This window comes from Sphingobacterium alkalisoli (assembly GCF_005049105.1).
Lineage (GTDB): Bacteria > Bacteroidota > Bacteroidia > Sphingobacteriales > Sphingobacteriaceae > Sphingobacterium > Sphingobacterium alkalisoli.
This window is the reverse complement of sequence record NZ_SUKA01000009.1, coordinates 57,346-70,370: the sequence shown is the minus strand read 5'-3', so window position 1 is coordinate 70,370 and position 13,025 is coordinate 57,346. Positions and strand designations below refer to the sequence as shown.

The 13,025-nt window shown below is 42.0% G+C and carries 11 protein-coding genes; all 11 read left to right on the top strand.

The annotated features are described in order from the left end of the window. Positions 1-110: 110 nt before the first annotated feature. Entirely contained in the window at positions 111-296 is a 186-nt protein-coding gene (locus FAZ19_RS21275) for a CsbD family protein (RefSeq protein ID WP_136822786.1), read from the top strand. A gap of 274 nt (positions 297-570) precedes the next feature. After that, positions 571-2,565 (top strand): family 43 glycosylhydrolase, encoded by a 1,995-nt coding sequence (locus tag FAZ19_RS21270; protein WP_136822785.1) that lies wholly within the window; start codon positions 571-573, stop codon positions 2,563-2,565. 313 nt (positions 2,566-2,878) lie between these two features. Next, positions 2,879-4,483 (top strand): fucose isomerase, encoded by a 1,605-nt coding sequence (locus tag FAZ19_RS21265; RefSeq protein ID WP_211245550.1) that lies wholly within the window; start codon positions 2,879-2,881, stop codon positions 4,481-4,483. Then, complete coding sequence (locus tag FAZ19_RS21260; RefSeq protein WP_136822784.1) at positions 4,480-6,030, top strand: sodium:solute symporter; 1,551 nt, start codon at positions 4,480-4,482, stop codon at positions 6,028-6,030. The genes FAZ19_RS21265 and FAZ19_RS21260 overlap by 4 nt, the downstream gene beginning before the upstream one ends. A 22-nt stretch (positions 6,031-6,052) precedes the next feature. Next, on the top strand, positions 6,053-6,994 hold the full coding sequence (locus tag FAZ19_RS21255; protein WP_136822783.1) for a dihydrodipicolinate synthase family protein: 942 nt from the start codon (positions 6,053-6,055) through the stop codon (positions 6,992-6,994). Positions 6,995-7,176: 182 nt separating this feature from the next. After that, positions 7,177-7,956 carry a PstS family phosphate ABC transporter substrate-binding protein gene (locus FAZ19_RS21250; protein ID WP_229707668.1) on the top strand — a complete coding sequence of 260 codons (780 nt, stop codon included), beginning with the start codon at positions 7,177-7,179 and terminating at the stop codon, positions 7,954-7,956. 13 nt (positions 7,957-7,969) lie between these two features. After that, positions 7,970-8,860 carry a phosphate ABC transporter permease subunit PstC gene (gene pstC / locus FAZ19_RS21245; RefSeq protein ID WP_136822781.1) on the top strand — a complete coding sequence of 297 codons (891 nt, stop codon included), beginning with the start codon at positions 7,970-7,972 and terminating at the stop codon, positions 8,858-8,860. Then, on the top strand, positions 8,850-9,707 hold the full coding sequence (pstA, locus tag FAZ19_RS21240; RefSeq protein ID WP_136822780.1) for a phosphate ABC transporter permease PstA: 858 nt from the start codon (positions 8,850-8,852) through the stop codon (positions 9,705-9,707). The genes pstC and pstA overlap by 11 nt, the downstream gene beginning before the upstream one ends. Then, positions 9,697-10,443 (top strand): phosphate ABC transporter ATP-binding protein PstB, encoded by a 747-nt coding sequence (gene pstB / locus FAZ19_RS21235; protein ID WP_136822779.1) that lies wholly within the window; start codon positions 9,697-9,699, stop codon positions 10,441-10,443. Before pstA ends, pstB begins: the two co-directional genes overlap by 11 nt. Positions 10,444-11,112: 669 nt before the next feature. After that, positions 11,113-11,685, top strand: coding sequence for an RNA polymerase sigma-70 factor (locus FAZ19_RS21230; protein WP_136822778.1), 573 nt, complete (start codon positions 11,113-11,115; stop codon positions 11,683-11,685). 258 nt (positions 11,686-11,943) lie between these two features. Then, a complete protein-coding gene (locus FAZ19_RS21225) occupies positions 11,944-12,945 on the top strand; it encodes a FecR family protein (RefSeq protein WP_136822777.1) in 1,002 nt (333 codons plus the stop codon). Positions 12,946-13,025 lie beyond the last annotated feature (80 nt).

The window sequence follows — 13,025 nt, the reverse complement described above, 5'->3', positions numbered from 1 at the left end:
CGTTAGTCCGGACTAATGTTTGTGTATTGATAAGATATTGTTTATGTGTGCGAAAACTATTTCCAATCCCCGCTGTTGTTAATATACACACATTTAAAAAGGGAGTAAATATGAGTGAGTTAACATGGAAAGGTCGTTGGAACGAGCTAAAGGGAAAAGTAAAACAACAATATGCAGACCTCACAGATGATGAATTGTTGTATGCAGAAGGCAAGGAAGATGAATTACTTGGAACTTTGCAAAAAAAGACCGGAAAAACAAAAGATGAAGTTGAAGATTGGTTGAATAAGATGTAAAAATCGATTTTCGACAGGTACCAGTTTCATAATGAAATAGAAGTGCAGGCTATCAGTCTGCACTTTATTGTTACTAGCAAGTCGAAATGGTTTTTTGCTATGGTTTACAGTAAAGAGTTTGCTAAAATCAGTGGCAAAACGCTGTGTCAAATAGCCTTTTTTACCCAGCAATTAAACGTGTTACTAACATTTAATTGTATTTCACTATATTTGTTATACACATTATCCGCCAACAATTTTTTGGCTAACAATAAAATAACCGTATAAAGAAATAATGAAGACACTTTTAAGAGTTTGTATCCTAGTTGTTTGTATCCTATGCGCAGATTGGGCTACTGCTCAGGAAGCTGGACAGCAACCTGACATAGCGCATTTGATTCCGCAAAGAGCTGACCCGTTTATTACGCGAGGTGCTGATGGTACCTATTATTTTATTGCGACCGTCCCGTCATATGATCGTATTGAAATACGTCAATCAAAAACGCTTGATGGACTTAAAGATGCAGAAGCTGTAGTGGTATGGCGGAAGCATCGCGAAGGCATCATGGGGAATCATATATGGGCGCCAGAACTTCATCAGATAGATGGGACATGGTACATCTATTTTGCAGCGGGTTCAGCTGAAGAAAAATGGAAAATTCGGAAATATGTACTATCGAATGCAATGAAAAATCCGACAGAAGGTAGCTGGAAGGAAGAGGGGGAGATGGAAAGTCGTCGTAACGATTTTTCGTTGGATGCGACTACCTTTATGCATAAGGGACAGCGTTATATGATCTGGGTAGATAGGGCCTCTGACTCGGTTGTGAATACCGGCTTATATATCGCAAAAATGATCAGCCCCACCAAGCTGGATGATCGACAAGTCGTAATTAGTCAGCCGGAATATGAATGGGAAATGAGGGGACATAAGGTGAACGAAGGCCCAGCAGTGCTTGTTCGTAATGGAAAGGTGTTTTTAACTTTTTCGGCCAGCGCAACGGACGCCTCCTATTGTATAGGCCTTCTATGGGCCGATGAAGAAGCGGATCTTTTGAATCCGAATTCATGGCATAAGCTTAGCGAGCCTGTCTTCTTTACCAATGAAAAACTTCGTCGTTTTGGCCCCGGTCACAACAGTTTTACCACATCGGAAGACGGTACTAAAGATATTATGGTTTATCACGCCCGGGATTATAAGGATATCGATGGTGAACCACTATATGACCCTAATCGCCATACTCATGTACGAGAGCTGAAATGGACAAAAGAAGGTATGCCTGATTTTGGTCAGGAATATAGCGATAAAGACTTTTCAAGCAGTCCCAACAATTTCTCAAACTACTTGTTTGCTTATTTTTCGAGTAATAGTCCTGATGGTGAGCAGGTGAGGTATGCGGTCAGCAAAGATGGTGTAAACTATCGTGCGCTTAATAATGGTGAGCCGATTTTGGCATCTGATAGCATCGCTTTAAAAAAGGGGATCCGGGATCCGCATATTCTTAGAGGAGAGGATGGCGAAACGTTCTATATGGTGCTAACGGATATGCGGTCAAGCGAAGGGTGGCAGAGCAATGATGGTATCGTTTTGATGAAAAGTAAAGATCTGATCAACTGGGAGCATTCCCGGATTGACTTTCCAAGCCGTTTTCCAAATCTGAAAGGATTTGACCGTGAAAATTTGCATGCCGTTTGGGCGCCACAAACCATCTGGGATGCAAAAAAGAAACAATACATGATCTATTACAGTATCGGACGGCATGACTGGGAATATCCTGTTGGCAATCGGTCACAACCTTATTTTAAAATATTTTATTCGTACGCAAATAAGGATTTTACGGATATAACAGAACCGAAGTTGCTGTTCGATTTTGGATCGGCTGCTATCGATGGAGACATCGTTTACGATAAGAAGAACAAACAGTTTGTGCTTTTTTTTAAAGATGAAGGACTGTCGACGGTTAACAATGGCTTTAAAACGAAAAACGGTATTATGCGCGCTACATCACGTAAGTTGAAAGGTCCTTATAAAACCGAGTACAAGCATCTGCAGAAAACGGATGCTATTGTAGAAGGATCGAGTGTTTTTCCGATAATTGACTCAGATAAGTATATGTTGATGTACGATTGTTACACGGAGGGATACTATCAGTTCTGTATAAGTGATGATTTAACCAATTTTGAATTTGTAAAAAATACAGATACCAAAGGTAATTTTACGCCAAGGCACGGTTCGGTGATACAGATTACGAATGGTGAACTCGACAGATTGGAAAGACTTTTAAAATAGAAAAAAGCCTCGTGGTATTCATGAGGCTTTTACAAGTTCCAGATTTCATACCGGGGAGAGATGAAAAAAGGAGACATTTTTGATGGCGATTACCTTTGAAGTGGATGATATCTCTACCACAAATCTACGTGCCCTACGTTAACTTTTTATTATAGAGCTGTTATTTCACTGTTACTTTTTAATTTTTTATCGCCTCCGCCCCCTATTTCTAGCACCTAACTGTTACATGGTAATATGTTGGATATTTTGGATAATTTCTTTTAGTATTTGAGCTTGTATGCTTCCCATATTTGTTATACCAAATATAAATCGTATGACAATACAGGAGCATCAAGCGTTTTTAGTGTGTAGTGGGGATTTACGCCCCTCGGCAAATATCAGTTGTTGGCCTAGCCAAGAAGCAATGGAACGAAAGTTGACAGAAGCCTTCCAACGACACGGCTGGTCTATTGTACGTGCGCACAAATACAATGCGGAAAAGAAACATGGTTTTATTGATTACCAACATTTTGGTATCGAGGTGTTTAAAGGGATAGATCCTACGGCTCCCTTAGTGATTGCCGAAAGTGTGTGGCAATATAGCCACCATCTATTGGCCGGTTTGTTGACGCACCAAGGGCCTATCTTGTTGGTGGCCAATTGGGACGGTACCTATCCCGGGCTCGTAGGTGCGTTGAATCTAGCGGGTTCAATGACAAAGGCTGGTATCCAATACAGCTTCTTATGGAGCGTGGATTTTGAGGACAATTTTTTTGAAAGCGGACTTAAGGAGTGGATCGACACAAAAACTATCCAACATGATACATCTCATGTTCGTGATTTTGATGCAACCCATCTACAGCGGGATGAACGCGAATTAGTCACCCAATTTGTCGAAGATATCCGAAGAAATAAAGTGATTATGGGCGTCTTCGACGAAGGATGCATGGGGATGTTCAATGCGATTATTCCCGATCACTTAATCCATCAACTCTTTTTCTTTAAGGAACGTCTCAGCCAATCTACGTTATACGCCAAAATGTTGACGGTGGCGGATGCAGAAGCAGAACAGATCCTACAGTGGCTGCTTGGCCAAGGGATGAGATTTTACTGGGGAGAAGACGCGGAACTGTCTCTGACTAGAAGACAGACGTTAGACCAGTGTAAAATGTATATCGCAGCGCTACGTCTATCAGACGAGTTTGGCTGCGATACGATTGGTATACAATATCAACAGGGTCTGAAAGAATTAGCACCCGCCAGTGATTTGGTAGAGGGACTGTTGAACAATACTTTAAGACCTCCTGCATACGATGAAAAGGGGCGTGAACTGTATGCGAATGAAGCCTTGCCACATTTTAACGAAGTAGATGAATGTGCAGGTGTAGACGGCTACCTGACTTACCATTTATGGCGAAGTCTGGGCATGGTGGGTGATAATACGCTCCATGATTTGCGATATGGAGCAAACTTTTTGATCGATGGAAGAGAAGAGTTTGTTTGGGTATTTTTAATCTCCGGGGCTGCGCCGGCCTCACATTTTATCGGTAGCTATGCAGGCGCCGAAAGTCTGCGACAGCCACCTATGTTTTTCAAAAAAGGAGGGGGAACACTTCGGGGAGTGAGCAAACCCGGAAAGATCGTATGGAGTCGTGTATATATTCAGGAGGGCACAATACACTGTGATATGGGTACAGGAAGGGTCGTAGAATTACCGAAGGAAGAGACTGAGCGTAGATGGCGTATTACGACGCCAGAGTGGCCGATTATGCATGCGGTATTGGACGGTGTATCCCGCGATCAAATGATGGCCCAGCATAAGGCTAACCATATACAGGTGGTTTACGTTGACGATACCTACGACATCCTAAAAGCACTGCGCACGAAAGCCGGCGCGATGGCGAGTTTGGGTATGACGGTACATCTGTGCGGGGTATGAAAAATCTACCGGTATTTGATTTAGGAATCATCCTTGTTTACTTGCTTGGAATGGTATTAGTCGGTATCTATTTCTCCCGACGTAACCGCACGACGGAGGAGTTTACCCGGGCAGCTGGAAGGATTCCCGGCTGGGCAATAGGAATATCGATATACGCAACTTTTTTAAGTTCCAATACCTTTCTGGGTGTGCCTGGTAAGGCCTACGGAGGCAACTGGAATGCGTTTGTATTCAGTCTTTCCATGCCGTTAGCAGCATGGTTGGCGACAAAATACTTTGTGCCTTTTTACAGAAGTACAGGGGAGGTGTCTGCTTACACCAATTTGGAAAAGCGGTTTGGCACTTGGGCCCGTACATACGCGGTAGTTTGCTTCCTGCTGACCCAACTGGCACGTATTGGCTCGATTTTTTTCGGTATCTCCCTTACGTTACAGGCATTGACGGGTTACAGTATGGTAATCATCATGATCGTTACCGGAATTTGTATTGTAGTGTACACGGTGCTCGGTGGGATCGAAGCGGTCATCTGGACTGAAGTGGCACAAGGTATTTTGAAAACGGCAGGAACCCTTGTTATTATCTATCTCATCGTAAGGGAAGTGCCGGGTGGCTTTCATGATATCCTTACAAAGGGAGCGGCCGACAATAAATTTAGTTTGGGAACCATGGAATTCGATTTTGTCAGCTCCTCCTTTTGGGTCGTGCTCCTGTATGGGTTTTTCATCAATTTGAATAACTTTGGTATGGATCAAAACTACGTGCAACGTTACCATACGGCCGCAAATTCAAAAGAAGCGAATAAGTCGGTTTGGCTCTGCGTGTGGATCTATGTTCCGGTTTCCTTTTTGTTTTTTGTGATTGGTACATGTCTGTACACATATTATCAGCAGCATCCCGAGCTTTTGGAAACAATCAAGTTGCAAGCGGCTTCGGAGCAGTTGGGATTAGCGCTTAATCGTCCGGAGGTGAGCCAGCTTGCAGCATCCATGAAACCAGCCGACTATGGGGATAAAATAATGCCTCATTTTATGGTATATATGATACCAACCGGACTATTGGGATTGATCGTCTCGGCAATCTTATCAGCCGCCATGAGTACGATCAGTTCAGGCATGAATGCATCGGCAACAGTATTTACCGAAGATATTTATAAGCGGTACTTTAATGACAGCTCTTCCGATAAAAATAGCTTGAAGGTGCTGTATGGCGCAACCGTAGTAGTGGGGCTGATCGGCATGTTATGCGGTATTGCAATGATTGGGATAAAAAGTCTGCTGGATGTATGGTGGACATTGTCTGGGATTTTTGCGGGAGGTATGCTGGGGCTGTTTTTGCTAGGACTAATCAGTAAGAAAGTTAAAAATAATGATGCCTTAATCGGCACTATAGTGGGCATCTGTGTAATTTTATGGATGACCTTTTCGTATTTAATTCCCGAAAAATATGCTTTTTTAAGAAACCCTCTTCATGCCAATATGATTATTGTCGTGGGCACACTGTCTATTTTTTTAGTGGGAAATCTAAGTCGAAAATTAAGAAGAACGTAAACGATATATACACTTTTAGCATATGAAGGTCCAAAACGATAAGAAATTCATTCCTGTAATGCTTATGCCTTTTCAGGAAGATGAGAAAATTGATTACAGCGCACTCGGAGAGCTTGTGGAGTATTATTTAGATGCGGGTGCAGGAGGGTTATTTGCCAACTGCCTCTCGAGTGAGATGTTTAATCTGTCGAAGGAAGAAATGCTCACGTCCGTTTCTTTTATCGTGGAAAAAGTTAGGGGACGTGTTCCAATAGTAGCGACAGGGACGTTTGAGGACACCATAGAAAATCAGGCAAAGTTTGTTAAAGAGATTTATGCGACCGGTGTGGACGCCGTTATTGTCATTACGGGCTTACTTGCCAAGGAACATGATCGTGAAGATACATTTCGTATGAATGTAGAAAAGCTGCTCGAATGGACCGCAGATGTACCATTGGGCTTTTATGAATGTCCTGTGCCCTACAAGCGGATTATGCAACCCGATTTTTTAGGCCAGCTTGCGAAGACCGGACGGGTGAAATACCATAAGGATACTTCATTGGATATGACGAACGTTGAAGCTAAAATAAGAGAGACGGCAGACTGTGCGGATTTTGGTGTGTACGATGCCTACATGGGGCATGCTGTTGATACCTTAAAAGCGGGATCGGCGGGACTTTCTTGTATTCAGGGTAATTATTTTCCGGAAATGATCGTTTGGCTCTGTAATAATTACGACCAAGCACATAGCCAAGATAAGGTTGCACAGGTACAACAGTTCTTAATAGACCATATGAAAGTGATGCATTATGCCTATCCGACATCAGCCAAGTATGTGTTGCACAAACTGGGACATGCTATTCAGGTAAAGAACAGACGTAGAGATATTGAAGAGCTAGACAACCAAACGCAACGAAATTTAGATTCGTTAATGCAAAAATATAATCTATTGAAAGCGCAATTGGGCGGATTTGTAAACGTATGAAAGGGTTAACTGTTTTTTAGTAAATATTAACACTTTGTTAATATTTAAGTAATAGCAACATAATACCGGAGTGGGACATTTGGGGGATGGAGCGAGAGCTAGCTAAATGTATTCTGTTTCTTTCGGTATGCTTGGGATTGGTATTCTGTACGGGCTGTAGCGGTCGAGGTAATTCGATTAAGATGAAAGGCTCAGATACTGAAGTAAACTTAGCTGTTAATCTCGCGGAGCAGTTTGCAACCATCGATCCTGAATTTAATATCGCGATTTCGGGTGGTGGTTCGGGACTCGGAATCACTTCATTGCTCAATGGACAGGCAGATATTGCAAATTCCTCCCGACCGTTATCAAAAGAAGAAACAAAACAATTCAAAGACAAGGGCATTGCCCTTCGTACTATTATCTTTGCCGAGGATGCCACTGCCTTTGTGGTGCATCGGGATCTACCACTGGAGGAAATAGATGTGGCGACTTTGGGGAAAATCCTGAGCGGAGAAATTAAAAATTGGGCAGAAATAACCACTACCGATCTTCCCATCAATATTTACGGACGGCAGAGCAGCTCGGGTACGCATTCATTTGTCAAAAAGAAATTGGATATAGAATTCTCATCTGCGGCCAAGGAAATGACAGGGAATGCCCAGATTCTGGAAGGCGTGAAAGCCGATAAAACAGGGATAGGCTATGTAGGGGCAGGTTATGTGGCGCATGAACCAACCGCAAACGAAAGTGTTAAGATCTTAAAGATAAAAGAATCGGAAACAGCAGTAGCACAGTCGCCGACAGACCCAGAGGCTATTAATAATCGACTGTATTTTTTTCAACGTCCGCTGTACCAATTTGTGATTGAAAAATCATGGGATAAAGTGAAGCCATTTATCGATTTTGAAAGAAGCCCACTGGGTGAAAAATTGATCGAAGCACACGGCTACTATAACACTCAAGAAGTCATCAGCGATTAAAAACAAACAATAGATGAGATATAAAACCCGGATTTCGTTAGATAAACTATTCAAGATAGTTTTCAAAGCTACAGGTTTGTTGGTTTTGGCCTTGTTGGGTGGTATCTTTTTGATGCTGATTTACAATTCTTTTTCGTTCTTCCTAGATGTAAGGCCGCTGGACTTTATCACCGGTATGGAGTGGAATCCTACCGGCGACACGCCAAGATACGGTATGCTTCCATTGATTCTCAGTACAACATTAGTCACCTTTGGAGCGATGCTGATCGCGATTCCGTTGGGAATTGGTACCGCTGCTTTTATAGCCGAATATGCCAGCCCTCGGTTGAAAAATATCTTAAAACCTGCGATCGAGATGCTTGCTGCTATTCCTTCTGTTGTGATCGGTTTTCTAGGTATTGTCGTATTGAGTCCGCAGATTGCAACTATGGCAGATTTGCCAAATGGACTTAACGCGCTCAATGGTGCTATTCTTTTGGCAATTATGGCACTGCCTACCATTATTACAGTAGCGGAAGATGCAATACATGCCGTACCAAATACCTATAAGGAAGCAAGCTACGGTGTAGGTGCCACCAAGTGGCAGACGTTACGAAAAGTGGTCATTCCTGCCGCATTTCCCGGTATTATAGCCGCCATTATGCTTGGTGTTGGACGGGCTATTGGGGAGACGATGACGGTGCTGATGGCGACGGGTAATGCATCGATGTTTCCGACCGGAATGTTTGATGCAGTGAAGACCATGACAGCAACCATAGCGATAGAAATGGGAGAGGTACCTTACCAAACTACGCATTATTATGCGTTATACGCCATTGCGACAGTTCTGTTTTTCATGACGCTTATAGCGAATATGTTGGGCGAATATTTTATCAATAAGTTCAGAAAATATCATGCGGTATAGAACGCCAAAAATAACAAGTGTAATTGAATGGGGCACTTTATTGTTGAGCACATGCTTGGTCTGCTTCTTTCTACTGGTGGTTCTTTGGGAAATTATTTCCAAAGGAGCCAGTAAGCTTTCCTGGGAATTTGTATTCACTGTGCCGACAGATGGCATGACAAAAGGCGGTATTTTTACACCGGTGGTAGGCACCGTGCTATTGACCATGATCACGGCGCTTTTTTCCATCCCGTTTGGCGTTTCCTGTGCGATTTATCTAAATGAATATGCGGAAAACAACTGGCTTACGCGTACAATAAGAGCTTCCATCCGGAACCTATCCGGTGTACCTTCGATTATTTATGGTTTATTTGGATTAGCTTTATTTGTACAGGCGCTACAGTTCGGGACTTCCCTCATGGCTGCAGGTTTGACATTGGGTTTGTTATCTTTACCCTATATTATCACGACGACCGAAGAAGCATTGGTACGTATTCCTAATAGTATGCGCGAAGCCGCATTGGCCGTGGGTGCTACGAAATTTGAAACCATTAAAGATGTTGTCGTTCCTTCAGCGATGCCCGGTATACTCACAGGCGTGGTGCTTACATTATCCCGCGCAGCTGGTGAAACGGCCCCTATTCTGTTTACAGGCGCGGCATTCTATATCAATAGATCTACAGGGTATCTGAATGACGAGTTTATGGCGCTGCCATACCATTTATATATGTTATCTACACAACATCAATCTATTGAAGAGGTGCGACCAATTGCCTACGGTACGGCCTTGGTATTGGTTATTGTGGTGTTTTTGATGAATTTAACCGCTTTTTACTTCCGCTACAAATACAGGAAAAATGAGAACTAAACTTTCCACTGAATCGCTTAACCTCAGCTTTGGAACCAAGCAGGTTCTAAAAAATATTACTGTTTCTTTCAATGAACACGAAATAGCAGCGCTGATTGGTCCCTCGGGATGTGGTAAAAGCACGCTGTTGAGAACCTTCAATAGGATGCATGATCTTTTTCCTGACGCACATATCGACGGTAGACTGAAGCTTGAAGAACTGGATTTATACGACAAAACGATACCTGTTACTGAAATCAGAAAGCGGATTGGAATGGTATTCCAAAAAGCTAATCCTTTTCCTAAGAGCATCTATGAGAATATTGCTTACGGCCTGCGGATCAATAACCTGCCACATAACAAAGATGTTGTTGAAAAGGCACTGCGCGAAGCATTTCTATGGGAAGAGGTGAAGGATGACTTAAAAATGCCGGCAACAAGATTATCTGGAGGACAGCAGCAACGGCTGTGTATTGCGCGTGCGGTAGCTTTACGTCCAGAGGTTATTCTGATGGACGAACCTTGCTCGGCACTCGATCCGGTAAGTACGTTGAAGATAGAAGAGTTGATAACTCATCTGAAAGAAAAGTATACTATTGTCATCGTTACCCATAATATGCAACAAGCGCAGCGCATTGCAGACAAGACGGTGTTCATGTATTTGGGTGAGATAAAAGAAGAAGGTGCTACGCAGGATATTTTCAATTTCCCAAAAAATGAAGTGACTGCAAATTATATCAAAGGGCAGTTTGGGTAATTTCGGATTTGGCAATTTCTTGAGGTACTGTAGATGTTAAATTAACGCTTTTATTAACCAAATTTATCCACCACTCAAGCCCCGTGGCATGACTCATACTTTTGTCTTGCAAAAAGTACGCAAAAGCGCGTCGATGTACCATGTCGACACGAATGTTCACCATTCCTGCTATTGTCAACCCGCTAAGGCGACATTTTCGAATTCGGTAGTATAGTGCTTTTTTATACTCATTCTTAAATCTTGCTGAATTAAAGCACGACCTAGGTCGATGTAGCGTTAAGAAAGCTATTGGATTTGTGTTAAGAACAAATCTAAGAAGCGACTTTTAAAAAAATCTACTTAATTATAGTCTTTTGGTTTGTTGCTATATTTGCACTATAAGGTTTTCAAAAGCGACGAAGACGATCCCGTGTAATTACAAAAGTAAGATCGAAAGAAAATGATCCTCAGGATGATTTTTTTTAAATTCAGGAGATTTATTTTTGTTTATCGTGTCAATCTTTCTAAGTTTAATCATAAATTGCGTCAAATATGTCGAATTGGATGACTGTATTTGCCTTTTTTTTATTGGATTATTAATTTTTTTAGATTGTTATGATGAATTTTATTGTCAATATTCTTCTTAGGTCTATATTTTATCAAAAGGTGTGTTAATACGGAGATTATTTCATGTCAGCAAAAGATTTTTATCAGGAAGACGAGCTAGCTAACGCGCTAGTAGGGGGCAGTGAAGAGGCTTTTGCCACCATTTACGATCGATATTGGAAAATACTTCTCGGTCTGGCCTACAAACATACGCATGATAAGATGGTAGCAGAGGAGATTGTACAGGAGGTGTTTGTTTCCCTCTGGCGACGTCGTACGGAGGTGAAAATCGATACAATTTCGAGTTACTTAGCTACTGCAGTGAAGTTCGCCACATTTAAACAGATTCAGCGTACCCGTAGACAACAGGAAATCCGCGATGCGGTACTGCCTGTTGATACGAGACAACTAGATGAAGAGTATATCGATGCCCGGTTTCTTCAAGAATTTATAGACGGTCTGGTTGAGAAACTTCCGGAAAAGTGTCAACTGATCTTCCGTCTTAGTCGTGAAGAGCATAAAACGAATAAGGAGATCTCATCTGAATTAAATGTTACCGAGAAAGCCGTAGAAGCTCAGATCACACGTGCCCTAAAAACACTTCGTGTTAATCTGCGTAAAGTAGGATTTAGTCTCTTTTTTTTGCTGCTTTTTTAGTCCCATTTCTAGCGTAGAGCACTTCATATTAAATTCGCTCTACTTCACTAAAGATTCACTAATTTAAGAGTTTTTCTAGAGCTATAATAGTGGGTTTCTAGAGGGTTCATAGATACCTATAAATATTCAATATATATTTTTATAAGTGAGTGCGAAGCGAGTATGTACTTAATTAGAAGTAGAGTTTAATAATTTTTTTTAATCTGATGTAGGGTTGCGCTATCCCTTAGGGTACCTACATTATAACAGCCACAATTTATGAAGAATCATAATCTTGATGTATTAATCGATAAATACCTTCAGGGCATCGCTACCGAAGAGGAACGGGCGTATTTGCACGAATGGTATCGTAGTCAGGATGGTGATATCATTTGGAAGGTGAAGGATGAGCAGGAGGAACAGGCTATACGAGCGCGACTTCGGGAAAATATTTGGAAAGAGGCACAAATCAGCACGGCACCACCAGTTTTGCAGTGGCGCAAATGGGTTACGGTAGCGGCAGCTGTATTGTTGGTAGCGCTTGTAAGTATATGGTGGAGTAGAGAAGCTAATCGAATCGATGACGTTGAAAATTTAATCGCTGCTACACCATTGGAGCAGGTGGAAAATAGATTTATTTTGTTGCCGGATAGCTCACGGGTAATATTGAGACCGGGTAGCCGATTGGAATATCGCACGAATTTTAAAGGAGCAACTCGCGAGGTCGATTTAGTAGGTGAGGCTTATTTTGATATAAATCATAAGGCAGATCAGCCATTTATTATCCATACGGGGAAAGTGAAAACCGTGGTATTGGGTACTGCTTTCACCATCAAAACCGATTCAGAGCAGAACGATGTGCAGGTGACTGTACAGCGGGGCAAAGTACGAGTAGAGCGCGAAACAGACCACATCCAAACTGACTTGGTGGCCGATCAGCAAATACGTATCGAAGCAGAGGTGTCGACGCCGAAAGCAGTACAGGTATCCGCTGAAAGAACCATGGAATGGACCGCTCAGGATGTACGATTTGACAATCAGTCTTTTGGTGAACTTGCAGCTAAACTGGAAAGAAGATATGATTTAAATATCAATTTCAAGAATCAAAATTTAGCCAATTGTCCAGTTAGTGGAAGATTTAATGGCGGAGAGACCATTGATGAGGTCTTGTCGTCGCTATGTGCTACGCGTAATGCTACTTTTAAAATAAGCGATACTGGTTCGGTGGAGATTAATGGAACAGGCTGTCCCAAAATTTCAGAGATTACAAATAGGAATTAACTAACTAGAAGCAATTAACTAAAAAATGAATGAAATGAAAAAAGATTTACAACGAAGTACATAGAATAGGAAAACAAGAA

Coding starts and splice junctions, on each gene's coding strand:
- FAZ19_RS21275 (WP_136822786.1), top strand. CDS start 111: ATGAGTGAGTTAACATGGAAAGGTCGTTGGAACGAGCTAAAGGGAAAA.
- FAZ19_RS21270 (WP_136822785.1), top strand. CDS start 571: ATGAAGACACTTTTAAGAGTTTGTATCCTAGTTGTTTGTATCCTATGC.
- FAZ19_RS21265 (WP_211245550.1), top strand. CDS start 2,879: ATGACAATACAGGAGCATCAAGCGTTTTTAGTGTGTAGTGGGGATTTA.
- FAZ19_RS21260 (WP_136822784.1), top strand. CDS start 4,480: ATGAAAAATCTACCGGTATTTGATTTAGGAATCATCCTTGTTTACTTG.
- FAZ19_RS21255 (WP_136822783.1), top strand. CDS start 6,053: ATGAAGGTCCAAAACGATAAGAAATTCATTCCTGTAATGCTTATGCCT.
- FAZ19_RS21250 (WP_229707668.1), top strand. CDS start 7,177: ATGAAAGGCTCAGATACTGAAGTAAACTTAGCTGTTAATCTCGCGGAG.
- pstC (WP_136822781.1), top strand. CDS start 7,970: ATGAGATATAAAACCCGGATTTCGTTAGATAAACTATTCAAGATAGTT.
- pstA (WP_136822780.1), top strand. CDS start 8,850: ATGCGGTATAGAACGCCAAAAATAACAAGTGTAATTGAATGGGGCACT.
- pstB (WP_136822779.1), top strand. CDS start 9,697: ATGAGAACTAAACTTTCCACTGAATCGCTTAACCTCAGCTTTGGAACC.
- FAZ19_RS21230 (WP_136822778.1), top strand. CDS start 11,113: ATGTCAGCAAAAGATTTTTATCAGGAAGACGAGCTAGCTAACGCGCTA.
- FAZ19_RS21225 (WP_136822777.1), top strand. CDS start 11,944: ATGAAGAATCATAATCTTGATGTATTAATCGATAAATACCTTCAGGGC.